28 protein-coding genes are annotated in these 25,648 nt (G+C 42.9%); 5 read left to right on the top strand and 23 right to left on the bottom strand.

Annotated features, from left to right (window positions below; translation table 11 throughout):
* Positions 1–200 precede the first annotated feature (200 nt).
* From ACHOLT_RS11055 to ACHOLT_RS11045, 3 genes are all read left to right on the top strand, one after another.
* Entirely contained in the window at positions 201–623 is a 423-nt protein-coding gene (locus tag ACHOLT_RS11055; protein WP_425800586.1) for a CBS domain-containing protein, read from the top strand.
* A 67-nt stretch (positions 624–690) separates the two neighbouring features.
* Complete coding sequence (locus ACHOLT_RS11050; RefSeq protein WP_425800584.1) at positions 691–1,845, top strand: VanW family protein; 1,155 nt, start codon at positions 691–693, stop codon at positions 1,843–1,845.
* A 79-nt stretch (positions 1,846–1,924) separates the two neighbouring features.
* The gene (locus tag ACHOLT_RS11045; protein ID WP_425800582.1) at positions 1,925–2,947 is read left to right on the top strand and encodes a polyprenyl synthetase family protein; all 1,023 of its coding nucleotides are present in this window, start codon (positions 1,925–1,927) and stop codon (positions 2,945–2,947) included.
* A gap of 14 nt (positions 2,948–2,961) precedes the next feature.
* Here ACHOLT_RS11045 and ACHOLT_RS11040 read toward each other — a convergent pair whose 3' ends face one another.
* On the bottom strand, positions 2,962–4,035 hold the full coding sequence (locus ACHOLT_RS11040; protein ID WP_425800580.1) for a tetraprenyl-beta-curcumene synthase family protein: 1,074 nt from the start codon (positions 4,033–4,035) through the stop codon (positions 2,962–2,964).
* A gap of 212 nt (positions 4,036–4,247) precedes the next feature.
* Between ACHOLT_RS11040 and ACHOLT_RS11035 the strand changes: the two genes are divergently transcribed.
* The gene (locus ACHOLT_RS11035; RefSeq protein WP_425800578.1) at positions 4,248–4,457 is read left to right on the top strand and encodes a hypothetical protein; all 210 of its coding nucleotides are present in this window, start codon (positions 4,248–4,250) and stop codon (positions 4,455–4,457) included.
* A 57-nt stretch (positions 4,458–4,514) separates the two neighbouring features.
* Positions 4,515–4,784, top strand: coding sequence for a spore coat protein (locus tag ACHOLT_RS11030; RefSeq protein ID WP_425800576.1), 270 nt, complete (start codon positions 4,515–4,517; stop codon positions 4,782–4,784).
* A 97-nt stretch (positions 4,785–4,881) separates the two neighbouring features.
* On the opposite strand, the gene tatA is transcribed toward ACHOLT_RS11030, so the two are convergent.
* The 22 genes from tatA to speD form a co-directional block, all read right to left on the bottom strand.
* The gene (tatA, locus tag ACHOLT_RS11025) at positions 4,882–5,085 is read right to left on the bottom strand and encodes a twin-arginine translocase TatA/TatE family subunit (RefSeq protein WP_425800574.1); all 204 of its coding nucleotides are present in this window, start codon (positions 5,083–5,085) and stop codon (positions 4,882–4,884) included.
* Positions 5,086–5,345: 260 nt separating this feature from the next.
* A complete protein-coding gene (locus tag ACHOLT_RS11020) occupies positions 5,346–6,113 on the bottom strand; it encodes an SDH family Clp fold serine proteinase (protein WP_425800572.1) in 768 nt (255 codons plus the stop codon).
* 94 nt (positions 6,114–6,207) lie between these two features.
* Positions 6,208–6,495, bottom strand: a complete 288-nt coding sequence (locus ACHOLT_RS11015) for a hypothetical protein (protein WP_425800570.1) — start codon at positions 6,493–6,495, stop codon at positions 6,208–6,210.
* 40 nt (positions 6,496–6,535) lie between these two features.
* Positions 6,536–7,825 (bottom strand): glutamate-1-semialdehyde 2,1-aminomutase, encoded by a 1,290-nt coding sequence (gene hemL / locus ACHOLT_RS11010; protein ID WP_425800568.1) that lies wholly within the window; start codon positions 7,823–7,825, stop codon positions 6,536–6,538.
* A gap of 32 nt (positions 7,826–7,857) precedes the next feature.
* Positions 7,858–8,871: an Lrp/AsnC family transcriptional regulator gene (locus ACHOLT_RS11005; protein WP_425800566.1), complete on the bottom strand. Its 1,014-nt coding sequence runs from the start codon at positions 8,869–8,871 to the stop codon at positions 7,858–7,860.
* Position 8,872: 1 nt separating this feature from the next.
* Positions 8,873–9,871 (bottom strand): putative heme d1 biosynthesis radical SAM protein NirJ2, encoded by a 999-nt coding sequence (gene nirJ2, locus ACHOLT_RS11000; protein ID WP_425800564.1) that lies wholly within the window; start codon positions 9,869–9,871, stop codon positions 8,873–8,875.
* Between the two features lie 68 nt (positions 9,872–9,939).
* Positions 9,940–10,911 (bottom strand): porphobilinogen synthase, encoded by a 972-nt coding sequence (gene hemB, locus ACHOLT_RS10995; RefSeq protein WP_425800562.1) that lies wholly within the window; start codon positions 10,909–10,911, stop codon positions 9,940–9,942.
* A 322-nt stretch (positions 10,912–11,233) separates the two neighbouring features.
* Positions 11,234–12,409, bottom strand: a complete 1,176-nt coding sequence (gene nirJ1 / locus ACHOLT_RS10990) for a putative heme d1 biosynthesis radical SAM protein NirJ1 (RefSeq protein ID WP_425800560.1) — start codon at positions 12,407–12,409, stop codon at positions 11,234–11,236.
* Between the two features lie 2 nt (positions 12,410–12,411).
* Positions 12,412–13,917 (bottom strand): uroporphyrinogen-III C-methyltransferase, encoded by a 1,506-nt coding sequence (gene cobA, locus ACHOLT_RS10985; RefSeq protein ID WP_425800558.1) that lies wholly within the window; start codon positions 13,915–13,917, stop codon positions 12,412–12,414.
* A 29-nt stretch (positions 13,918–13,946) separates the two neighbouring features.
* Entirely contained in the window at positions 13,947–14,867 is a 921-nt protein-coding gene (gene hemC / locus ACHOLT_RS10980; protein ID WP_425800556.1) for a hydroxymethylbilane synthase, read from the bottom strand.
* Positions 14,864–16,204: a glutamyl-tRNA reductase gene (gene hemA, locus ACHOLT_RS10975; RefSeq protein ID WP_425800554.1), complete on the bottom strand. Its 1,341-nt coding sequence runs from the start codon at positions 16,202–16,204 to the stop codon at positions 14,864–14,866. Before hemA ends, hemC begins: the two co-directional genes overlap by 4 nt.
* Complete coding sequence (locus ACHOLT_RS10970) at positions 16,180–16,818, bottom strand: precorrin-2 dehydrogenase/sirohydrochlorin ferrochelatase family protein (protein WP_425800552.1); 639 nt, start codon at positions 16,816–16,818, stop codon at positions 16,180–16,182. Before ACHOLT_RS10970 ends, hemA begins: the two co-directional genes overlap by 25 nt.
* Positions 16,819–16,949: 131 nt before the next feature.
* Positions 16,950–17,807, bottom strand: coding sequence for a c-type cytochrome biogenesis protein CcsB (ccsB, locus tag ACHOLT_RS10965; RefSeq protein ID WP_425800550.1), 858 nt, complete (start codon positions 17,805–17,807; stop codon positions 16,950–16,952).
* 37 nt (positions 17,808–17,844) lie between these two features.
* Entirely contained in the window at positions 17,845–19,149 is a 1,305-nt protein-coding gene (resB, locus tag ACHOLT_RS10960; protein WP_425800548.1) for a cytochrome c biogenesis protein ResB, read from the bottom strand.
* A gap of 251 nt (positions 19,150–19,400) precedes the next feature.
* Entirely contained in the window at positions 19,401–20,369 is a 969-nt protein-coding gene (locus tag ACHOLT_RS10955; RefSeq protein ID WP_425800546.1) for a polyprenyl synthetase family protein, read from the bottom strand.
* A 6-nt stretch (positions 20,370–20,375) separates the two neighbouring features.
* Positions 20,376–20,762, bottom strand: a complete 387-nt coding sequence (locus tag ACHOLT_RS10950) for a twin-arginine translocase TatA/TatE family subunit (RefSeq protein ID WP_425800544.1) — start codon at positions 20,760–20,762, stop codon at positions 20,376–20,378.
* A 13-nt stretch (positions 20,763–20,775) separates the two neighbouring features.
* Positions 20,776–21,531: a twin-arginine translocase subunit TatC gene (gene tatC / locus ACHOLT_RS10945; RefSeq protein ID WP_425800542.1), complete on the bottom strand. Its 756-nt coding sequence runs from the start codon at positions 21,529–21,531 to the stop codon at positions 20,776–20,778.
* A gap of 3 nt (positions 21,532–21,534) precedes the next feature.
* Positions 21,535–22,623, bottom strand: coding sequence for a cyclic dehypoxanthinyl futalosine synthase (gene mqnC, locus ACHOLT_RS10940; protein WP_425800540.1), 1,089 nt, complete (start codon positions 22,621–22,623; stop codon positions 21,535–21,537).
* On the bottom strand, positions 22,620–23,345 hold the full coding sequence (locus ACHOLT_RS10935; protein ID WP_425800538.1) for an FO synthase: 726 nt from the start codon (positions 23,343–23,345) through the stop codon (positions 22,620–22,622). Before ACHOLT_RS10935 ends, mqnC begins: the two co-directional genes overlap by 4 nt.
* 64 nt (positions 23,346–23,409) lie before the next feature.
* On the bottom strand, positions 23,410–24,264 hold the full coding sequence (locus tag ACHOLT_RS10930) for a UbiA-like polyprenyltransferase (RefSeq protein ID WP_425800536.1): 855 nt from the start codon (positions 24,262–24,264) through the stop codon (positions 23,410–23,412).
* Complete coding sequence (locus tag ACHOLT_RS10925) at positions 24,261–24,998, bottom strand: geranylgeranyl pyrophosphate synthase (protein WP_425800534.1); 738 nt, start codon at positions 24,996–24,998, stop codon at positions 24,261–24,263. Before ACHOLT_RS10925 ends, ACHOLT_RS10930 begins: the two co-directional genes overlap by 4 nt.
* Positions 24,999–25,210: 212 nt before the next feature.
* Positions 25,211–25,588, bottom strand: coding sequence for an adenosylmethionine decarboxylase (gene speD, locus ACHOLT_RS10920; RefSeq protein ID WP_425808016.1), 378 nt, complete (start codon positions 25,586–25,588; stop codon positions 25,211–25,213).
* Between the last annotated feature and the right edge of the window lie 60 nt (positions 25,589–25,648).

Raw genomic sequence — 25,648 nt, 5'->3', positions numbered from 1 at the left:
TTCAATCCTTCAATCCTTAATTCGATTTAATCGTTGCTACTTTTTAGCATAGCATATCTAATCCTTAATTTTCAATTTACTGCATTTCATAATCTTATTAATCAATATCATTATTCGATTGCCTGATTTTTCTTTTGCACCGACTCCATATTTCCTGCTAGAATAGACTTATTAAGTGTACAAGGAGTGGTTTGAAATTCATGAATGTTATTTTTTTTCTCATCCCGAAAAAAGACGTGATCTTTTTAAAATATAACGCGACCATGAGACAGGCTCTTGAACGGATGGAATTTCATCGTTATTCTGCTATCCCCTTGATTGATGAGGAAGGGCATTATATCGGAACACTGACCGAAGGAGATCTTCTTTGGAAACTTAAAAACACCCCAGGTTTAACCTTTGAAAATACACAGAACATCCGACTTAGTGAAATTGAGCAGCATATTCAAAACTATCCGGTATCCATCGATGCGCATATTGAAGATCTTCTATCGAGAGCAATTGAGCAAAACTTTATTCCGGTCGTAGATGATCAAAATGTCTTTATCGGCATTGTTCGCCGCCGGGAAATCCTTGAATATTGTGCCAAAATACTTCCATTTGATAACGAAAATAACAAATAATAATAATCAATTTCTCCCCCTTATTGCCATATAGATGATATAGCAAAAAACAAGGGGGAGTTTTACTTTGAATACTGAAACTTTGGAAAATGCCCAATCCAAGCGAAGATCGTGGAAGAAAACGGTCTTCGTCTTTTTTTCATTGCTGTTAACGGTATCACTGATATCACTTGGAGCACTGTTTCTCTATACCAAAGATACAGGACTGATCCTAAAAGGGGTTAAAGTCGGTTCCCTTGATCTTTCTTCACTTAATAAGACTGACGCTCGTAAAACTCTTGAAAATCAACTTACCCCTTTACTTGACCAATCTCTTGAATTGAGTATTCCCGGCCAACCCCCCGAAATAATTAAACTCCCCTTAAAAGATTTGGGTATGTCCCTTGATTGGGATAAAATCATACAACTCGCGTATGATCAAGGCCGATCAGGAAATATTTTTCAAAAGGCGCTCTCTCAATTCAATCTTCAAAAAGGAATGTCTTCATCGCTTATTATCGAATACAATTGGAACTCTGATCGGCTGCAAAAAACGTTAGCAAGCTCATTGGCAAAGTTTAACCGGCCTACAATTGATGCTTCATATAAAATTACACCTGAAAACCAGATGATCATTGAAAAAGAGAAGCCGGGACAGGAAGTCGACCTTGAGTTATTAACTGAAAAAATTAAACATATAAATCTCCTTCAACTTACTCCTATTGAAGTTCCGTTTAAAACATCAGGACAGCCCCGTGTTACTGCTGCCCAGCTTGAAGGAATGAAAATCACCCATTTACTGGCTAAATACACCACTCAATTTGATTCAAGCCTTATCAGCCGTACGGATAATATTAAACTTGCTGCAAAAACTCTCGATGGTCTTGTGCTGGCTCCTCAGGAAGGATTCTCTTTTAACCAGCGTATCGGTGAACGAACGGCTGCCGCCGGTTATAAAGAAGCCCTGATTATCGTTGACAATCAATTCACGCCGGGACTTGGCGGAGGAATCTGTCAAGTTTCCTCAACACTATACAATGCCGCTCTTTTAGCCCATCTCGAAATTCTCGAACGCCATCCTCATTCCCTCGAGATTAATTATGTACCTCCAGGTCAGGACGCAACAGTTGCTTACCCAGATCTTGATCTAAAGCTTAAAAATAACACCTCAGGTTACCTGCTCATTCGATGCTATATCCGAGAGAACTCCCTTACTTTTGAACTCTATGGCAAAGAGGAGTAACCTTTACAATTTTTAGGCATACTAGCAGTAATGACCATGATTGAAGAAAGCTTGTACATCCTAGTAAAGGAAGGTTATCATGACAATTCTGCTCGAAGAATCAACTCACTCTCCTGAAAATTTTTTATATAGTACCCCTAACCTCAATGACAAATCGCCATTATTTTTTCCTGAATTGCTCCTTGTTGAAGAACGTTTAAAGCAAACCATTGACAAAGCACAAGGGATGATACGCCAATCCTGTTCACAGCTTTTAACCTCGGGAGGAAAGCGTCTGCGCCCCCTTTTAACCCTGCAAAGCGGAATGTGCTTTGGACCGTTAAATACGGCAACGATTCAGGCTTCTGTCGCGGCTGAACTGATCCATATGGCCTCACTTATCCATGATGATGTGATCGATCATTCTGATCTTAGACGTGGCTTGCCTACAATCAACTCTCAGCAGGATAACCTCGCAGCGGTACTTACCGGCGATTATCTTTTTGCTGAAGCGTTTCACATTCTATCTTCTCACCAGCTTTTGGCAAGCATGAATTATTTAGTTGAAGCAATTCAAGCCATGTGTACAGGGGAAGTCGATCAAGCGAATCGACAATTTGATTTATCGGTATCCGAAAATGACTACTTCGAACGAATTTCCCGCAAAACAGGTATTCTCCTTGCCAGTTCCTGCCGTTCCGGAGCCGCTACCGCCAGCGCATCAAATGAAGATATTGATCGTTTAGGTAATTTCGGCATGCACCTTGGCTATGCCTATCAGATTATTGATGATCTTCTTGACTTTACAGGCGATCCGCAACAAACGGGAAAACCGGTTGCTGCTGACCTGATCAACGGCCATATCACGCTGCCTATAATTTATCTTTTAAAACATCCCCTTTATGGACCTTGGGCAGGGGAATTTCTGCAGGACAAGCCTACCCCCGAAAAAATCCCTAAAATAATGCAGGCCTTAATCTCTTCGGAAGCCTTGGATGAAGCATTTTCTACAGCTTTAACATGCGTAGAGACTGCTTTATCTTATCTCGAAGAAATCTCGGCCTGTCCATCCAAAACAGTATTAACTCAACTTGCCGCAAAAGTTTTGTATCGGAATAGCTAAAAAAGATAACTTTATTAAAGGACTTCTTTTTTACGCAGTACACGACACATCTGATAGAGAAGCTGGATAGTTATTCCTCCTGCAGAGAGTAAGGCCTGAGTCCCGCCGCGAAGTTCCTCAATTTGGGCTTTAGGATCGGATAAATACATAGCTAACAGCCCTTCGACAACGGTTTGATGGAACTTAGGATAAGTCAAATAACGAGCATGCTGTGTTGATTCTTTAAGGAAGAGCACAAGTCTTTCTTCCCGTTCCAAAATACTTTTATAGTATTGAACAAAATTAAGCTGTTCGGTCTCACGGTCTTCCACATAATCGATAAAATAATCCATTAAAATATGCAGCCCACAAATCCAGGGAAAATAAGCCTGCTTTAATCGACAGACCTCCTCACCTGTTAACCCCGGCCGATGCGCTGCTGCAACCAGGCAGAAAATTCCGAGGGTAGAACCTGATGCTGCAGCAAATTCCCATGCAGATATATTCGGATATTCCTTCAGATGAGGTTCAATCCATGATAACATCTTCTTCTCCCGTTCTTCTAGACTTAAGTGCTTATACGTTTGCAGCGAAGAATAAAGAGAAGCTAACTCAATTAAAGATTTTTTGACCACAGGATAAGACGGTAAATCCTTTAAATTAGCCTGGCAAGTCCGAACCAAGTGTTCAAGATAGCCTCCATCCTCTTGATAAGGATATTCGGCATAATAGTCTGAGACTACGGCTTCAGAATCTAAAGCTTCTGTCATAGCTAAATGAAGCTGAGCAAAAGCTTTTTCATCTTGAACATCAGCCGCATCCACAAGGTTATCTAAATAATCACTGATAGTCTGATACGCAACGATAAACTCAATCATCGTTTCGCGCTCTGTTCCTGGATAGAGGGCATAAATACTCCCTCCAAGACAATGAAACGTTTTGCGTTGAATTGAATCAAAAGCTTGTTTAGCAAGAACCGAATCCGGTGCTTTCTCGGCCCATGAACTCCAAAATCGGAGTTCTTTTTTAACAAGCGGAAAAATGTCTTTGACAAAGTGATAAATCAAGAGAAATTTAGGATTTTCCTTAAATATATAGGACACAGTCATTACTCCTTGATCTTATGTTCTCTCTCTCTATTCTGTCCCAAACAAAGCACCTTGTAAACCCTGCACAAAAAACGATATACCAGTAAAAATAATTCAAGCTGTTACCTATAATTTCCAGACATACCTCTTTAAAAATGAGGAATTCTATAAAGAGCTTTTTTAAAAGCAATTTTAAAGCTCAAAATCATCAGACAGTATAGAGGAGGATCAGCATGATTAATCAAAACGCTCCCCAGATCACCTCAAAGAATTTAACGATTTTAGGTGATGCCTTGAATTCCGAAGCTCTTTTAGTGCATAAATATGCACAAGCTGCACAACTTGTTCAAGATTCAGCAGTAAAATCACAACTTTCCTCAGCTTCTGACTTACACCGCCAACATTATAGTACTCTGCTCAATTATTTAAACTCTCACGAATAAGTACAGGCAAAAAATTAAGCCTACTCTACTTGAGTACGCATAGAAAGGATGAAAGCGATGCCAGGGCAATCTACACTTTCGGAAAAAGAAGTTTTAAATGATTTACTCATGATTGAAAAACAAATGACTTCTTCCCTTAACACTTTTATCACTGAGGTAACCTGCGGAAACCTTCGTCAAAACCTCAAAAACATTCAGCAAGACGAGTATTCAATCCATGAAAATCTATATAATGCAATGAATTCAAAAGGCTGGTATACCCCCAGTGATGCTCCCAATCAAGAAGTTCAAAAAGTAAAAAATGAATTTAATCAACTTCAAGTATAAATAAAAACCTTAAAAAAAGCATTTGGAAGTATGCTCCTAATAGGCAGTTATACTTTCCAAATGCTTTTCTCTAATTTGAATATTTGAAACAGCTAAGTTATTCAGCTTTTTTTGTTTCTTTAGCTTCCTCTTTAACTTCTTCTTTTTTCTCTTCACCATTAGTCGCCGATTTAAACTCAGAAATTCCTTTTCCTAATGCTTTACCAAGCTCAGGCAGTTTACCCGGTCCGAAAATAACGAGAGCAATAACCAAAGCAATAGCAGCAGTTGCCGGAGTAATAAAACCAAACGTAATGAACAATATTGCCACCTCCATTATGTTTAACATTCATAAAAACTAAAAATGTTAATCATTTAATCCCGAGTGATGATTATCAGACCATCACAACACATATCCTAAACTAGTTTCAGTAAACATGCAATAGTATTTTATTCCGGCATTTTATTTTTAGAGTTCAATACAATTCTTATGTATAAAGAGGTATATGCTCCCCTTAGCCTAGATAAATCAAACAACATAATATTCCAGTGAAAGGGGAGCATTTTTATTTTATCACTATTTCATTCTAAATCTCTTTGATTTAATAATTCCTCATAGCCTAAATAAAGGCTCCAAATAACCTCCCAAAGTTCACCGTCAGCTTCCGTAATTTTTAAACCCAACTCTTTCGCTTCTCGACGACCGATGGGATAACCATGTGAAAAATACCCCTCTGTAAGCGCATGCGTAACCGCAGAAACCTGAAGCGGCGAATCCTTCAGCATGTAACGAGAAAGGAGTGCTTCAGCATACTGGTGGGAAGCCTTGAGGGATTTTTCATAGTCACCGATTAGCCAAGGATCCAATTTATTGAGGACGGGATTGATGATAAATGTTGCTAATTCCGGATCCGGGCTATCGGCAATCGTCCGTTGAAAATACTCGAGAGTATAGCGAATGGCCTGTACAGGAACCCAAACGTCCCTATAAACCGGATGTTTTACTAAGGGATCAATCGGACCTAATTCAGATACAGGTCCCATAACCACTTCATCCGCTCCTAAAACAACCATCGATGCAGCAGACTTCGCAGCAAGCGGGACGATCACCCCAAATTCCTCACAGAACTCTCGGATGAGCATAACCAACTTATAAGGGGTATCCACCGCACCTCCATAACTATGCAAAAACAAATCAATCTTGGGAGTGTGTCCTATGGCCTTCAGCTGTTTATAAAGAGGAACCAGTATACTATCATCTAGCGGAGTGTACGCAAAATAGACAAGAACTTTTGATCCCCGGATTTGTTCCAAACGCTCCAGGTACTGATAACGGTTTTCCGCATCCACCGTCTCCCCCCCAATTCACCCAAAACTATAATGTAATGTATTCCAGTATTATCCATTTTGTGAATTGCTTGGAGAGGCTTCCTTCTATAATATGTTAGGATTGCGGCAAACTAACCTTTACACCGGATTGGTCATGACAGGATTGGCAATAGGATTGTCCTCCTAAGCCCTTTTTTATATGACAGGGATAACATTGTTTAGCCGGCTGCTGATTATTATTAACTGCATACCCATGCCCTTGCGGACCATTGATCCAGGTTTCTTTAGCAATCGTACTATGAGGGTTCGATGGGTCATGATTTTGGGAAAGGATAATAACCGCAGCTAAAGCTGCTAAAAGTCCAAGGGTAATAACGCTTCGTACAAGCTTTTTACGTTCCATCCGCAAACCTCCTGAGTACCCGTTCCTATAGGAACAAAGACTAGAGTGACTTTAACACTGCCCGAACTTGTTCGAGAGTATAGTTAAGGTCTTCGTCTGTATGTGCCAGGGAAAGGAATACTGCTTCATATTGACTTGGAGCGAGATAAACTCCGCGCTCAAGCATCCCTTTAAAATATGCGGCAAAGCGTTCAACATCTGAAGTACAGGCACTGGCAAAATCTTTAACCGGTTGATCCGTAAAAAATGCTGAGAACATTGCACCGACAGAATTGATCCAAATGGGCAGGCCTTGTTCTTCGGCGATTTTTCTTAGTCCCTCAGCTAAATAATTTGTTTTCCGTTCAAGTTCTGAATAAACGCCTGGTTTTTGCAATAAGCGCAGCGTTGTTAATCCCGCTGCCATCGCTAAGGGATTCCCCGAAAGAGTTCCAGCTTGATATATGGGACCGCTCGGAGCAATTTGACTCATATATTCTGTTTTTCCGCCGTATGCTCCAACGGGGAGGCCTCCTCCGATAATTTTCCCTAAACAGGTGATATCCGGATCAATTCCAAAACGTTCTTGCACACCGCCATAACTGACACGAAAACCTGTCATAACTTCATCGAAAATCAATAAAGCTCCATATTGACGCGTCAATTCACGGACGCCTTCAAGAAAGCTCCGTTCAGGGATGACAACTCCCATATTGCCAGCTACCGGCTCAATAATTACACCCGCAATTTCTTCCCCATCTTGACGGAAAATTTCTCTTAAACCTTCTAGATCATTGTAACGAGCAACCACCGTGGTCCCCGCAGTTGCCGCGGGAATACCGGGTGAATTCGGAACCCCAAACGTCAGCGCCCCGCTTCCCGCCTTAATGAGCAAGGAATCAGCATGTCCATGATAACAACCTTCAAATTTAACAATTTTATTTCGGCCGGTAACCCCACGGACTAACCGTAAAGCACTCATTGTCGCTTCTGTACCCGAATTAACCATGCGAACTTGATTCATTGACGGGTATGCCCTAAGGACTTCAACGGCAAGCTCTGTTTCCAGCTCTGTCGGGGCACCGTAACTTGTTCCCCTTTCTGCTGTCCGCTTAATCGCCTCAACGACTTCGGGATGAGCATGTCCCAAAATCAGCGGTCCCCAAGAGCCTACATAGTCAATATAGGAATTGCCGTCGATATCCCAAAGATGTGATCCTTCACCCCGTTCGATAAAAACGGGATCTCTTCCCACTGAACGAAAAGCACGAACCGGAGAGTTAACCCCCCCAGGAATGACAGCCTTCGCTCTTTCGAAGGCTTTGCAACTCCGAACATCTTGAAAACTCAAAGTTTAAGACCTCCCAACCCCTTATGGGGCTATTAATCATTTTCTTCCATAAAATACTGCATACTGCTCTTCTTTAACTCCGCTTTACTAAAAAGCATCCGGTATTCTTTGATTCCTGTTTCTTCAGAAATCCGCTCCATAACATTCTGACAATCTTCAACTGACTGACCGTGAATCATCGTAAACAGGGTATAGGGCCAGTCGGGCAGTGTGGGACGCTGATAACAGTGGCTTACTTCACGAAAAGCTGACATTTTTTTACCGATCTCATGGGCTTGATCCTCCGGGACCGGCCAGACTCCCATTGCATTGGCTGTAAAGCCAGCTTTTTGATGCCGCAGAACCGCGCCAAAACGCCGAATTAAACCTCTTTCCAGTAAACTGCGCGTTAACTCAAGGACCTCATTTTCCGTCCATTGAAGCATTTGAGCAATCTCTGCAAAAGGAGTTAACGAGTAAGGCAAATCGACTTGAAGAACGCGGACGAGCGCTTTTTCCTGCTCGCTGAGAACAACTGCCTGTTCACCTCTCCGCCAAGCACCAGGCGTTTTTTGAAGTCCGATATTTCTTAACTCAGGTTTACTTTTCTCTGTCTTATTTTTGAAATTAAAATCAACGCTAATCTTAAAAAGACGGACAGCAGGTAGAGAGTAGACCTGATCTGAACCTAAAACACTGCGAACCTTGTTCAGAATCTGCTCAACTTCCTCTTTTGATGGAGCAATCAGCGTAAACCACATATTATAGTCGTGCTCACGCAAATAATTGTGCGTTACGCCGGGGGTTTCCATAAGAAGTTCAGCAACATCAGAGATTTTTTCTTGAGGGACTTTAGCTGCGCATAATGTACTATGATAACCCAAACGGTGGGAATCAAATACACCTCCGAGACGCCGTATGATGCCTTCCTGTCGAAGCTTTGTAACCCTTTCCCAAGCTTCTTCTTCAGATACGCCCGCACGTTCTCCTAAACTTTGAAAGGGACGCGGCATAATCGGGAAATTTGTTTGGATGGTGTTAAGCAACTCCCGTTCAACGGTATCCAAGTTACTTAACCCCCTTCCGCCCGTGGTACAAGCACCAAGGTTCCTCCGCCATGTAATCTCCGTTTTCATAATAAGCCGCACGGGCTCGGCATCCGCCGCAAGCCTTTTTATATTCGCAGGTACCACAGCCGCCTTTATAATCCATCGTTCTCAATTCTTTTAAGACCGGGTTGTTTTTCCAGATCTCATCGAAAGGCGTTTCACGGACATCACCAAGCGGGATATTTAAATAGGCACAAGGCTGAACCTGTCCTTTCGGGCTAATGATGCAATAAGATGTTCCTGCTAAACAGCCGCGGCCATACCGCATATTCATGCCCATTTGTTTAGCAATACGCATAAACTGAGGAGCACATGTCGGTTTAAGCTCGATATCTACAGTTTGTTGTTTTTTCATGATCCGAGTTAATACATCTTCATAAGCTTCAGCCCGCAAAGACTCTTCCTCGATGGAAACGGCACGGCCGGTCGGAACCAAGAAGAAGAAATGGTGAGCCACTGCCCCTTCACTCACAGCAAAATCGGTAATCGCCTCAAGCTCATCCTGATTCCAATCCATAACTGTGGTATGGATTTGGAAAGGAAGTCCCACTGCATGGCAATTACGCATCCCTCGAACAGCGCCTTCCCAAGCTCCCGGGAATTTACGGAATTGGTTATGTTTTTCTTTATCCATGGAATCTAAGGAAATACCCATTCCCATAGCGCCGGCCTCTTTGAGACGACGTGCCATATCCAGGGTAATAAGAGTACCGTTTGTTCCAAAAACAGGTCTTAGGCCTAAAGATGTTGCATAGGCAACCAGTTCCACAATGTCTGGCCGAATAAGAGGTTCTCCCCCGCTAAAAATCATAATTTTAAACCCTGCTTTAGCAATCTGCTCTAATAATGTTTTCGCTTCCGCAGTATTTAATTCTTCTTCAACTTTACAGCCGGCATCACGATAACAATGATCACAATACATATTGCAAGCATTCGTTGTATTCCAAGAAATGATCATCTCATTTTCCCCTTCCTCTTCTTTATTCCTCGATTAAAACCATGTCCCTCTTACGTTTTACTTTCTGTCTAACCCTGCAGCCAACGCGCGACATCCAATGCATGATATGAAATAATCAGATCTGCCCCGGCTCTTTTCATGCTCACTAACGCTTCCATAACAATTCTTTTTTCATCAATCCAGCCCTGTGCTGAAGCCGCTTTCACCATGGAATACTCACCGCTGACATTATATGCCACAACGGGAAGGCCAAAACGCTCTTTTGTTCGATACGTAATATCGCCATAAGCCAAGGCTGGTTTAACAATGATCAGATCTGCCCCTTCTTCTATATCTAAAGCCGTCTCACGCATTGCTTCATTCCCGTTAGGAGGATCCATTTGATACGTCCTGCGGTCACCAAACTGCGGTGCTGAACCTGCTGCTTCACGAAATGGTCCGTAAAAACCGGAAGCGAATTTAGCAGCATAGGACATTACAGGAACATCTGTAAAACCTGCTTTATCAAGGCTTTGCCTAATTGCTGCAACACGGCCATCCATCATATCCGAAGGCGCCACCATGTCTGCTCCGGCTTGTGCATGAGAAACTGCTGTTTGGGCTAATAAATCCAGCGTTGGATCATTGAGAATTTTACCGTCTTGAATTACACCGCAATGGCCGTGGTCGGTATATTCGCAAAGGCAGACATCTGTGATCACATACAGATCTGGATAATGTTTTTTGGCAACGCGAACTGCTTCTTGAACGATACCGTGTTGGTGGTAGGCTCCTGTCCCCACCGCGTCTTTTGTCTCAGGAATTCCAAAAAGTAAAATCGCCGGTATTCCTAAGTCCACAACTTCTTTCAGGGCCTCAACAAAGAGATCTAAGGAGTATTGGTAAACTCCCGGCATTGACGGAATTTCATTTTTGGTATTTTCCCCATAGATGACAAACATGGGGTAAATCAAGTCATCTACCCGTACATGATTTTCCCGAACCATACTGCGTATCTTTTCATTCGCCCGTAAGCGGCGGGGACGATGTAAAAGCTCCATCTAGAACACCTCCAGTAAGTAGTTCAAATACTCTATTGTCTTGTAGCTATTCGCACATCCGTTCACTCAACCGCTCCAGGGCTGGCACACTTGCCTTTCTTGGAGCTATCTTCAGCGGATAAGCATTCTTGAAGATAGCCGCTTCGAGCGAAAATGTCCACCGGACACTTTCGTGCCAAACCTCAGGGTAATACCTGGTGTAAACCACTGGCTCCGCTAACCAAGAAAGGCATTGTGTGCCATTGCGCCCCTCCGCAAAGCGTTCACTTCTGTGCGAATAGCTACGCTTATGGGTCTTTTTTGTTCATAGAGTAAATCTATCTTATTTAAGTCCTATTTCTTCGTCGGTTAAATAGCAGGCGGGATCGGACTCCCAGAAGTTGCCTGTAACTGCTTCTGCACGGGTCCGGAAGTTTCCGTTGCAGATATCAAGGTACTGGCATTTTGAGCAGCGGCCTTTTAATAACGGTTTACGGTCTTTCATACCGGCCATGATCGGATTTGAAGTATCAGTCCAGATATCCCCGAACTTTCTTTCCCGAACATTCCCGAAGGTGATATGCTGCGTAAATTGATCCGGATGTACATATCCCAATGGATCTACTTCAGAAAAAGCAATTCCCGAACGGTTTCCGCCGTTCATGCTGATTAAACGCTTAATCGTTGCCGCCTTCTCCGGATCCTCTTTCAAGGTGCGCAGATAGAGATAAACTCCATCGCAGTGATTATCGACCGTCAGGATTTCCTTCTCCAGGCCCCGATTTTCAAAATCAATCGTCCGACGAACAATCGTCTCCATGGCCTGGCGGGATTCTTCCGGTGATACATCCTGAGCTATCATTTGATTGCCGCGGCCGGAATAAACCAGATGGTAGAAACAAACCCGGTTAATATTTTCTTCCTCAATAAAATCAAAAATATTGTCCAGTTCTTTTAGGTTATGGCTATTGATCGTAAAGCGGAGGCCCACCCTCTGATCCACAGCTACGCAGTTTTGAATACCCTCCATCGCCTTCTGGAAGGCCCCTTCTTTGCCGCGAAATTCGTCATTAACCTCACGCAAGCCATCAAGGGAGATCCCTACATACCCTACACCGATATCCTTGATCTTTTGAGCAACTTCACTTGTGATCAGGGTTCCGTTTGTAGATAAAGTAGGACGAATGCCTTTATTCGCCGCATAAGCAGCCAGTTCAAAGAAATCGGGACGAATTAAAGGTTCACCGCCGGAAAAAAGCAAAACGGGGACATTAAATTCAGCAAGGTCATCAATAAACTGTTTCGCCTCTTCTGTAGTCAACTCACCCTGATATTTTTGAGCATCAGACTCCATATAACAATGTTTGCATTTTAAGTTGCAGGTGCGTGTTGAATTCCAGACAACAACCGGACCTTTGCCCATTGTTACTCCATTTTTCGCACCCTTTGAATCATTGCTGTACCGCAAGGAATCTCCGAAATATTCTGTATTAAATAATAACTTGGTAACACTAATCATTCTTAACCCTCCACAAGAGCTTGAACCAGCCCCTTAATTGTATATTTTTCAGCCTCCCGATAAACGGTCAAGCCAAGTTCCCGTGCTGTTGCACTCGTGATCGGTCCAATTGAAAAGAGTTTAACCCCTTTCAGCAAAGATCGGTCGCCATCAAGAAGCTGCAAAAAATTCCGAACGGTAGAAGAACTCGTAAAAGTCACTGTATGAATAAGATGATCACGCAGCAATGCCTGTAACTCTTCCTTATTGGCCTGCCCTAAAACGGTCTTGTAGGCAGGAACGTCCCAGACATCCGCTCCTAAGGCTTTAAGGGATTCCGGCAAAATATCTCTTGCTTCTTCAGCACGAGCGAGCAGCACACTCTGTCCCGGAAGGACTCGACTGGCAAGCCCTTCTATAATCTTTTCAGCACGATATTCCTCAGGGACAAAGGAAACCCGCAGCCCCTTATTTTCCAATGCGGCCTGAGTTGCGGGACCAATGGCTACGAGTTCAATCCCCGCTAAATCCCGAACATCTTTGCCTTGGTTTTTAAGTTCCTTAAAGAAGGCATCTACCCCATTAACACTTGTGAACACCAACCACTCAAAACGCTTAATTTGTCGTACTGCTTTCACAAGCTGTTCAGGATTAGTCGGAGGAGCCAGATCAATAGCCGGGAATTCCCAGGGTTCCCCGCCTAAATCTTCAATCGCCTGGGAAAGGACACTGGCTTGCTGACGAGCCCGTGTTACGACAATACGTTGTCCAAAAAGAGCTTTCTTTTCGAACCATTGAAGCTTGTCACGCAGACTAACGACTTCCCCTACGATAATAATAGATGGATTCGTAAACTTCTCACGTTCAACAAGCTCCGCTATATTATGCAGCTCTCCGACTAACGTTCGCTGCTCAGGGCGGGTTCCCCATTGAATAAGAGCGACAGGTGTAGTCTTAGAACGGCCATTTTCCATGAGTTTTTGGGCAATCAGTTTTAAATTTGCTACTCCCATAAGGAAAATCAAAGTACCATGGGAGTTTGCAATATGTTCCCAAGCAATCGCCGAGCTGTTTTTATTGGGGTCCTCATGACCCGTAATCACTGCGAAAGATGAAGTTAAATCGCGATGCGTAACAGGTATGCCTGCATAAGCGGGTACCGAAATAGCAGAAGTCACACCCGGAACAATTTCAAAAGGAATTCCGGCGTTCAGCAGAGCTTCAGCCTCTTCTCCCCCTCGTCCAAAAACAAAAGGGTCTCCCCCTTTTAAACGCGTAACAATCTTTCCTTCCAATCCCTTTTTGACAAGGACTTCATTGATCTCTTCCTGACGAAGCGTATGGCGGTCAGGAGACTTTCCAACATAGATCATTTCACATGACGGATTAGCCAACGTCAGTAAACGGCGCGATGCCAATCGATCATAGACAAGAACCTCTGCTTTGGCAATGCATTCTGCACCTTTAACCGTAATTAATTTAGGGTCTCCCGGACCAGCTCCGACTAAATAAACATATCCTGTTTCCAACTTTCCACACTCCGTTTCAACTCAGTTAATTAGCTGGGAACGCGTATTTGATCAAGAATAGCCTTTGCTCCTTGGGCAATCAAATGTTCTGCAGCATTATTGCCAATTTCCTCGGGTTCTTGCCCTTCGGCAAAAGCTCTTAGCAGCTGTTTTCCATCCAGTGAAGCCACCATACCTTTCAGCTGGACTTTTCCCTCATGGACAATTCCTAAAGCTCCGATGGGAACCTGGCAGCCCCCCTCTAATTTGCGCATCAGCGCTCGTTCCGCTCGAACTGCCAAACTTGTCTCTTCATGATTAAGCGGTTTGATCAGCTCTTGTATATCCAGACGATCTGCACTGATCTCAATGGCTATCGATCCTTGTCCAACAGCAGAGAGCATAATGTCTTCGGATATAATCTGAGTGATTCTTTCTTCCCAACCTAAACGTTTTACTCCGGCATAAGCTAAAACAATCCCCGCCATGTTGGATTCTTCAAGCTTACGCCATCGTGTTTGAAGGTTTCCTCTTAAATCCGCGAAATTCAAATCCGCTCGATAATATTGTAACTGGGCCTTGCGGCGAAGACTACTTGTCCCGATCAAAGAACCGGAAGGCAAATCTTCCAAACGAATACCCTCTTTGCTTAGGAACACATCCCGAGGCTCTTCACGCTCGCAAAACGCTCCAATCATTAATCCTTCCGGCAGAATTGTTGGCAAATCTTTAAGGCTGTGAACAGCTAAGTCAATCTCACCGCCCAGCAAGCCGTATTCAAGCTCTTTTGTAAATAAACCTTTATCTCCGATCTTAGCAAGCGGAACATCAAGTATCTTATCACCCTTTGTTTTCACGGAAACCAGGACAAATTCATGTTCAGGATAAATTGAATATAGGTGTTTTTTAACCCACTCCGCCTGCCAAAGGGCGAGCAGGCTGTCACGAGTCCCAATTCGAAAAGTACTCATTTAGCCCTCCTTGAGTCAACATTACCCTGATTTTGCACATGAGGATGAAGGGAATGAACCGTTTCCTCCTCAGCCACCTCTAAACTGAATAGGTTCTGTAATATTTCGGTATAAAGATGTCCTTGCTTCGTTGTCGCGAATTCTTTTAAATTCGTGATCGGCTCATGGAGCAGCTGATTCACGATTGAATTGGCCATCGACCGAATAATTTTTTCCTGTTTAGCAGTCAGTCCACCCAATTTCCCAAGAGCATGTTCAAGCTGATATGCTTTAATCTCTTCTCCGCGATGTTGCAAGGCAACGATGGTCGGAACGACATAAAGTGAATTATGCCATTTTAAAAATTGAGACATTTCTTCTTCGATGATGTGCTCTGCCTGCTGGCCTGCTATTTCTCTCGCATGCTGATGAGCATCAATAACTCCGCGCAGATCATCAATATCATAGAGGGTTACCCCGGGTATTTCCCCTACCTCGGGGTGAATATCCCGAGGTACAGCAATATCTATCATTAATAGAGGTCGATTGTTTCTTTTGATCATAACATTGCGTACCTGATCTGGGTTGATTACAAAATTGGCAGCAGCCGTCGCCGAAATCACAATATCTGCGTCAATTAAAGATTCTTCAAAGTCGGCAAAACGGATTGCTTTGCCATGACAGGCCGAAGCTAACGTCTTAGCGCGGTCATACGAACGGTTGGAAACCATCACCGTATTAGCGCCATTTGCGAGCAAATGTTTAGCAGTTAAAGCACTCATCTCTCCTGCACCGAGAATCAGAATACTTCTTCCTTGCAACTCTCCAAAAACTTGTTTAACCAGTTCCACAGCAGTATAAGAGATCGAGGTTGGATGCTGATCGATTTGCGTCTCCGTCCGAACCCGTTTTCCTACAGTTAAAGCGTTCTGAAAAAAAACATTAATAACTTTATTGGTTACTCCTGCTTGGGAGGCTTTCTCATAGGCATTGGCAACTTGACCAAGAATCTGCGTTTCTCCCAAGATCATTGAATCCAACCCGGCAACAACTCTGAAAAGATGTCTAACTGCTTCATATAATGTATGAACATAGAGATATTTGCTCAACTCTTGTTCCTCAATTTGAGCATGATTAACCAGAAACTTTTTAATCGAGTTTAAACCGGTTTCTACATCTGTAGTGGCGGCATAAATTTCCAACCGATTGCACGTACTGAGGATAACAACTCCTTCTAATCCAGAATACGCCTTAAGTTCATGAAGTGCCGCTCCAATTGTATAATGAGGAAAACTTACCTTCTCCCGAATCTCAACCGGGGCAGTGCGATGATTTAATCCAACAGTGACCGGAAACAACTCTCGATCACTCCTTTCGCCTCATTAAGATGACCGTTTTTTACTAAATCCAATACTTCGCCATTCGTCACTTTATCCCAAAATAATTCTTTCCGGGCAAGTGATAAATCCGTTTTCACTTTATTACGCCACTTACGCAATAAGGAGAGGTATTCCGCATACGACTGATCATATTGACTCTCAAGCTGTTTACGAATCTGCCGCGCCACAATTGGGCTGCTTCCACCCGTAGATACCGCTATCTTCAGGTCTCCTTGCTGCATTATCGAGGGAACAATAAAGGAGCATTTCTCCGGATCATCGACAACATTGATCAATCGGTGAAGCTTATGCGCATCCTGGGAAACAGCTGAATTAACTTCATCCTTTTCAGTACATGAAAATATTATAGCTGCGTCTTTAATATCTTCACGCTCATATTTTTTTCCCGTCCAGAAGCATCGTTTTGAATCTACTAAAGCCTTTAATTCGGGTAATATTTGCGGTGAAATAATATAAACAATAGCTCTGTGATCAAGTAAGGTCATGACCTTTCGGTAAGCGACATTTCCTCCGCCAACGACTAAAACAGGTTTGTTCTCTAGATCTACAAAAATTGGATAATAATCTGCCACTTCTACACCCTCTTCGAGCTTCATACATCTCATTATTCGACATTACAGGCAAAAATCCCCCTATAAAAAGCATTTTACTTAAATCTATTATTATTTAGTATGAATTTAATTTATCATGCAATTAGAGATTCTTATGCATATGAATGAAGTCCAGGCAAGAAATAGTTTACGCCAAAAAAGGTAAATAGAACAGCAACGAATCCTAAAACCTCCATCCATGCTGCCCGTTTTCCTTTCCAGCCATACATTAAGCGTGCATGAAGATACCCGGCATAAATGATCCATGTGATCAATGACCAGGTTTCCTTAGGATCCCATGACCAATACGTTCCCCATGCATAATTTGCCCAAATAGCACCTGTTAAAATGCAGAGCGTCAGCATGGGAAAAGCAAAGCCAATGATCTTATACGCAAGTTCATCGAGTACAGGTAAGGAAGGAAACCGAGATATCCAGCTTGTTGCTTTTAAATTGCCGCTTTCGTCATCAGCACGCAACTTCAGTAAATACATCATTCCTAAACCAAAAGTAATGGCAAAGGCTCCATAGGCAAGCATAGCCGTTATAACATGGAAAGTCAGCCACTGACTTTTTAGAGCCGGTGGAATCGCACCTGCTACTCTTTCTTCAGGTCCCATTTTCATAACAATAAAAACTAAAAGCAGAAAGGGAATCGGCAGGACAAAGCTTCCTAACGCTTTTAACTTATATTTAAACTCAGAAAACAGGTAAACGGCGACTATACCCCAGCAAAACGTCATGATAAATTCATAACCATTTGACAAGGGCGGTCTTTGCGTAATAACCATCCTTAAAATAATTGCTGCAGTGTTGCCTGCTAAGCCCACAATGGTTAATCCTGTGGCTAAGCTTCCCATCCAATCTTTCTTTATGACATTCGTCAACCAGTAGGCAATGGTGCCCGCAAGATAGGCAGTAATAACAAGATAAAATAAAATAATTTCCCAGTTTTTAAAGGATTCGCTCATTCTCTTCTCCTCCTCACTATATACTAAACTTTTTGCATTAACCTATTTTAGCTTTTAACTTATTGTTTATTTTTTCAAACTCTTCTTCTGCTCGTGATTTTAGCTTACCGCTTAATGCCCCAAAAATCAGGGTGGCCTCTTCGTCCTTTTCGATAATTCCCGAAATGGTTACGGGTCTTAAGTAGAACGATAAAATCAAGCCTAACATTAAGAGAGCACTTCCTATCCAAACAACACTGACGCCGGGATCTTTTTTGACCTGCAGTCCTGTATAACCCGCTAATCCATCAAACGTCAGATTAAAGGTGTTTTCAATCGCATCTGTCTGTCCCTTACTCATCTGCCCCATTTTTACAGGCTGCGGAGAATTTCCCTTATACACTTGATATAGAATAACCGGTTGATTTGTATCAGGCTTTAAAGCCGATAAAATGACAAAAAGATCTGTCCCGGGAACTTGATAATAGTTTCCGCCTTGATTTTGAAGGACAATGGGAATTTTCTGTCCCTTCAGATCCACTGTGAATTTGCCTCCTTGGGCAAAATTGGCTTGATAAAATGTTATCCCTTGGTACGTAAACGGATGATTAACAGATAATGTTTGACGGGCAACCTCTTTACCTGACTCCATAATACTCAGATCAGTATACCAATTATCACGTTCTCCATTCGCGAGCATGCGATCCTCCACGGAATTGATCTGGATCTTAAAATTTTCTGTTACTGTTCCTCTATTCAACTCAATATCTTTAATAGAAAGTGTATCGCCGGCTCCAGCGGAAAAATATCCTTTAAAGCCTGTCATCGAACCCACGAGCGCTCCGACAACAAGAACAATAAAGGAAATGTGAGTGATAAATGAACCCCAATTTCCCCATCTATACTTCTGCGCAACAAAACTCCAATGATTCTCTTGTTCATCTGATGTCAGCCGATAACCTTCCGACTTAAAGGTCTCAAGCGCTGCTTGTTGCAGTTGGTCTTCCTTTCCTGTAATTTTAGCCTGAATTTTTTGCGGTACAGTCGATGAAGCCGACGGCAGCTTCGGCTTATAGGTTTGATTGTAAATCCCGCCAAAGCGCTGGATACTGCAGACAATCAGATTAACACAGAGTAAACCAAGGATAAGTCGAAACCAAACTGAAGAATATAAATGAGTAAATCCAAGCATTCTCCATATCGCACTTACAGACTGAGCTTTTTGCGGATCCATCGCTTCTTGAGGGATTAATGTTCCTATACCGGACACCAAAGCAACAATACCTAATAGTGCTAACCCCGTTTTCATTGAACTAAATATGTCCCAAACTTTCTCAACGATCCCTTCCGACTGATCGCTCATTATCCCCACTCCTCTTTATGCATGTCATAATGTTGCTAGTATGTGTATTTATGTACAGGTGTAATTCTACACCATGTATACAATTTCTCCTATAACTGAATCTTGATCTTTTTGTGATGTTTTTGTGAACTCATTTCTCTTCCGTAATACAACGAATCGCTTTGTGTTACTATTGCCAAAATCATGTCGATTATTTATCGATAGTCACGAAAAAAAATCCCGCCTAACATCAAAGCGGGATTGGGTAGCCTTTAAAATTTGCGATCTCTTATAAACTGAGCTAGGTCGGCCAGCGCTTTCCGTGTGGGTACATTCGGTAATTCTTCGAGATACCGTTTTGCTTTTTGAATATATAAGTCTACGTAATGCATCGATTCCTCGATTGCTCCTGAGTCTTTGATTAAACGTATTGCTTCCTCTATTTCAGATTGAGATTTATCCGTTTTACCTAATAGATTAATCAAGCGTTCGCTATGCTGAGTGCTCTTCAAGGCTAAAATCATGGGTAAGGTCATTATGCCTTGCTGCAGATCTCCCCCAACAGGTTTACCTAATTGAGACGCTTCAGCGGTAACATCCAGAACATCGTCCACGATTTGAAAGGCCATTCCTATAGCATGCCCATACGCTCCTAAGGCCCAGACTTGCCTTTTAGGGGCACCGGAGACAATCGCGCCTAATTTGCAGCTTGCCTCTATGAGAAGAGCCGTTTTACGTTTAATCCGATAATAATATTGTTTAAGATTTTGTTTCACATCAAAAGAAGCTTTAATTTGCTGGATTTCACCTTGGCTCATCTCAACGCTGACCTCGGCAAGAATCCTGGACACTTCCGGATGATCAATCTTGGCGATGAGTTCCAATGATCGAGCAAGAAGGTAATCTCCCGTAGCGACGGAAACAATATTCCCCCATTTCGCCTTAACTGTTGGCCGCCCTCTTCGCGTTGTCGAAGCATCCACCACATCATCATGAACAAGCGTCGCCATATGGATAAGCTCCAGAGCCATGGCGACAGGCATTAATTGGTCAATGGGATAACCATAAAATTTCCCTGCTAAAAGAGCAAATGCAGGCCGCAAGCGCTTTCCCCCAGCATCCAGCAAATGGACAGCCGATTCGTTAAGAATTGGATAATCCGTTTCCACGAAATGATGAAGTTCTTTCTCAATACGCTGTAAGTCCGAGTTAATCTGATTAAAAAGCCATAACTGTTTCAAGCCTGTTCACCTGCTTGTACCCTTATTTTCATCCTGATAGGCCAACATATCATTCGGCAACTCTGACAGTGGATTATCGTTATCTTGATGAGACGGCTCCGTTGAAGTCTCCGCTTCGTCATAGGTAAGAAGCTCTTCCTCAGACTCGCTGCTATTTTGGGCAGATTGTACCTGTTCGCTGGAGGAACTCGATGGATTGGATTCCTTTAAAGCTTGGTTAATTATATTCGAAGGAGTATTTACCGCATCTTGAAACTCCTTAGTTACTTCGCCCGTCATCTTTTTGATTTCGAAAACAATTCTTCCTACAGCCCGTGCAACGTCTGGTAAATCCTCAGGCCCAAATAAGATTAAACCAATGACCATTAATATGAGGAGATCAGAAAAGTTCAAGATATTCCCTCCTTTAGGCGTTCAAGGCTTTTTCTCTGTTTTTGGCCACTAAAAAGCCTAACCAGATACTTATTTCATAAAGCAAATACATCGGGCCTGCCATTAAAGCTTGAGTCGGGATATCCGGTGTAGGTGAGACCAACATCGCTACGACAATAATGATGAAAAAAGCCCATTTGCGCTTCTTGGCAAGCGTCTTCGGCGTTATGATTCCAATGCGAATCAAGAGCAGCAGAACAATGGGAAGCTGAAAAACAAGCCCGAACGTTAATATAAAGCTTATCAAAAAACTTAAGTACGAAGATTTTGTCAATAAGGAGGTCGTCGGAACCGCATAGCTGCCAACGAACAATAAAATTCTCATTCCCATAGGAATAACGAAATAAAAGCTAAATGCCGCTCCAAGAAGAAAAAGCAGCAAAGAGCTCGGTATAATTAAATATAAATATTTGCGTTCATTTTGTTTAAGAGCAGGCAGGACAAAAGACCAAATCTGCCATATCAGGATGGGTAAAGCTACAATCACTCCAACCGCAAGGGAAACCTTAAGTTTAACCATCATCGGTTCCATCGGTGTTGTCGTAACGAAGGATACGCCGGTAAGTCCCACAACAGGGCGTGCCAGATAAGCAAAAACCTGATCACTAAACACCCAGCCCAGAACGGTGCCTAAAGCAACCGCATAAGCTGAAATAACGAGGGCCTTTCGTAAGGCACGAATATGTTCCATAAGCGGCATGTTTACGTCTTCCCGTTTCCGCCTACGCATTCCTTACACATCCTTCCCGTAAACCTTTAAACGCTCATAATGCGTATTTCTCTGAATAGCTGTATATCCCGCATCCTCAATACAATGAACAATTTCTTGCAAAGGAACCCGCGTAGAAACTCCCGCTGCTCGAACCACATTCTCTTCAAGCATCGTACTGCCAAAATCATTGGCGCCAAAACGAAGAGCGAGTTGTGCCATTTTTGCGCCCTGTGTTACCCAGGACGCCTGAACATTGGGTACATTGTCGATCATTAAGCGGGAAACCGCTAATGTTCTCAAATATTCAACTCCTGTTGATCCTTCTCCGCCCAACTCTGTATATCGAGGAGCATAACTCCACGGGATAAACGCGGTAAATCCGCCATATTGCTCTTGCGCCTCACGAACACGAACCATATGAAGAATTCGTTCTTCCATCGTCTCCACATGGCCAAACATCATAGTCGCAGTTGTCTTCATGCCAAGAGAGTGAGCTGTCGTCATAACCTCCATCCACTGCTGCCACTTCACCTTATTGGGACTAATCAGTCCGCGCACACGATCATCGAGAATTTCAGCACCGCCGCCCGGTATTGAATCAAGTCCAGCTGCTTTTAAACGGCTGATTACTTCTCGAAGGCTTAACCCGCTTTTGTCTGCCAAATCCCAAATTTCCGGCGGACTAAAAGAATGAATATGGATAGGATAATTCGCTTTGATATCTCTAAGCATTTCCTCAAAATATTCGAGCCCCAGCTCAGGATTCAACCCACCTTGAATGAGAAGCTGAGTCCCTCCTTGTGCCAAAGTCTCTTCAATTTTAACATGTAATTCTTCTCTTGACAAAATATATGCATTAGGGTCGCCTGGATTACAGTAAAAAGCACAGAATTTGCATTTACTCGTACATACATTGGTATAATTAATATTTCGATCAATGACAAAGGTAACGACCTTTTCCGGGTGCATTTGATTCCTGACTTGATCCGCTGCCTCTCCCAGCAGCAAGAGTTCAGCATTTTCGAGCAAATATACTCCCTCTTCAACATTCAGGCGATCACCCGTCAAACGCTTTTCGAGAATTTGCAGCGTCCTTCCTTGATCCGTCATTCGCTTAGCCCCCCCTCACGTCCGTAATCCGTAATCATTTGATAGAGGGAATCCCGTTCAATGGCTTGACGCCTTGCCTTATGAATCATTTTAATCAGTGATTTTTTCGTCATCACTTGCTCTTTTTCAGCCAAAGCAGAAGCATGATCTTCAACGACCTGGCCATCAAGGTCGTCAACCCCAAATGATAAAGACACCTGAGCTAACTTCGGACCCAGAAATAGCCAGAATGCTTTGATATGATCAATATTATCCAGCAAAATTCGCGAGACCGCAAGCATACGCAAATCTTCAAACCCTGTTGTGCCTTCCAAGCCCATATTACCTTCTACCTTTATTTCATTGGAAAGGAAGGGCAGAGGACTGAACGAAAGAAAACTGCCATTTTTGTCTTGAAGCTCTCGAAACTGGAGTAAATGATTTACTTTATCCTCTGCTTTTTCATGCTGCCCATATATATATGTAGCATTTGATGCTATAGCCTGGTTATGGGCCAAAATGCTTTGAAAATCCTTTGCCTTAAACCCAGGTTCATCCTGCTGAACTGAAAAATACGTTTTGTTCCCATGTTTTCGTTCTCGAATAAGGTTCGCCATGTATCCCAGTGCTAAAATGTCCTTGCTTTGCATCATACGGACGCCCGCCTCAAAATCAAGACGCGTACGTTGTTCAACTCTTTCTATGAGATCTTTTAACTCACTCTGAGCAAAAAGCGGTAACATGCTATTCCCTCCCTAGAGACAGCTTAGCTTGTGCAAAAGTATAATACTCGCACAAGCCTTAAAACTATTTTAATAGAATTAAATCTAAAACCGAGAAAATAAAGAGGAGGACACTTAAATATCCGTTAAGGTTAAAAAAGGCAATGCCTATTTTGGAAAGATCACTTGCGGATATAATCCGGTGTTGGCGAAAAAGGAGCAAAATCGCAATCACAACACCGATGAAATACAGCCAATGGAGACCTGAAACAACACCTACGGCAATAAACAATATGGGAGCCAAAACATGAAAGGCAATGGATATTTCTAACCCCCAGGTTACTCCAAATACCGCAGGAATGGAATGAAGCCCTTCCTTACGGTCAAACTCGACATCCTGACAGGCATAGACAATGTCAAAACCAGCAGCCCAAAATAAAACACCTAAACCTAGCAAAACCGGTGCTAAAGCCCAGTGTCCCGTAACACCAATCCAAGCCCCCATAGGCGCTAATCCCAACGATATTCCTAAAGCCAGATGACAAGCCCACGTAAAGCGTTTGGTATAGGAGTATAGAACAAGAAAAAAAACGGCAATAGGCATCAATTCAAAAGCCAGCCAATTCAATTTATAGGCAGAAACTCCAAGCAGTAAAAAAGAAAGTAAAGTATAGAAATAAACCTCTGTCGTCCCCAATTTTCCAGCTGGAATTGCTCGTTCCCGTGTTCGAGGATTTCGAGCATCGATATAACGGTCTATTAGACGGTTAAGAGACATGGCAGCTGTACGTGCGCCGATCATAGCAAGTGTAATCCAAATAAACTTTTCTAAAGTCGGGAATCCCTTTGATGCCAAAAACGCTCCTAAATAGGCAAAAGGTAAAGCAAATAAAGTATGCTCAAACTTAATCATTTCTAAAAAGGTTTTGACTTTACTCATACGGCCTCTCCCAAGCTCCTCTCCATGTAATGGTAAAGCTCATAAAGAGGTATGACCTCATTCTCTGGCAATTCCATTAGTATTTGTTTCGCTCGGTCAAGAGATTGCCGAACAGCCTTTTTGCCCATCTGGTCGCGCCAGGCTGCCCAAGCTACTCCTAATTCCCAACCCAGAGCCTCACAGCGGTTTTGATCCTTTTCCGAGCAGCCTGCCAGCTCAGCACTCAAACGTGCGGCTTGACCCGTTAAGCTTGCACGTTCCATCTCCAATATTTTAAGGTGTTCACTTTCACCAATTTTTCCCTTTTCCCCAAGCCAGCGTGAGATAGCACCCTGGTTCATGGTCGCGATCACCCCAGCTAACGGAGACAGGAAATGTAAAAGCTTACCCTTACACAGGCTTAAAAAAAACTTTCCATAGAGAAAGTCTCCCACTAATACCGGGAACTGTCTTTTTCCCTCTTCAAGGTCTAAGGAATCGTTCATAAGATGATGAACCTGATCGGCCATAAAAATATATTGTACGACCGTTGCCAGCGAGACTGCCGGGCGGACATTCCCTCCAAACGAGCGATTCACAGCCAACACAATTAAAGGGCATACATTTTCATCTAAATCGTCGCTGGATAACTCAATAAGCTCTTTGAATTCAGCGGCTTTAAACCGTATTTCCTGAGCTAATCTGGCTTTAATCTCTTCAAGCTCTCTCATAAAGCTTTCTTTGAGTGGGAACAAAACCATCTCTCCTTAACTTTTGAGCGTAACTCAAGTATTATTCTATAGATAATTGCAAATTCCTGCAAAGAAGTGCTTATCAGACTCAATATGACATATTTTTTACATGCGGATAAAATAATATCCCCAAAAGTAATAGACCTTGCAACTCATCTGTTACAAGGCCTACTAATTAGCCGACATCTTAGTCTGGAATAAAATAAATATCCCTCCTAAAGATTTACCGCTTCCTTTGGATCCTCTACAATTCCGCGTTTCATTTCGGTTGCGGTCATGTGACCTGCCTTAAATTGTTCGGTTAAATAATTGCAGGCATCCCAGGGATTGACACGATCCCCGCATGTGAAGACGTCTACAGCTGCATATCCAAGTTCCGGCCACGTATGAATGGCTAAATGTGATTCTGAAATAACGACAACACCGCTGACTCCTTGTGGACTGAACTTGTGAAATACAACTTCACGTACTTCTGCACCTGCTTCCAGGGCTGCGTTGACCATGATCGTTTCGACCTTTTCCCTGTCGTTGAGAACATCGAAACTACAACCATAGATCTCAGCCAACACATGACGTCCCAGACAATTGCTCATTTTGTCATCGTTGCCCCCTTTTACTTTTACAAAATGGAAGGAATCCGAGCCGAACGAACG

Source organism: Desulfitobacterium nosdiversum (assembly GCF_049860565.1).
Taxonomy (GTDB): Bacteria; Bacillota; Desulfitobacteriia; order Desulfitobacteriales; family Desulfitobacteriaceae; genus Desulfitobacterium_A; species Desulfitobacterium_A nosdiversum.
The sequence above is the reverse complement of the archived record's forward strand: the minus strand, read 5'-3'. Positions and strand labels throughout refer to the sequence as shown.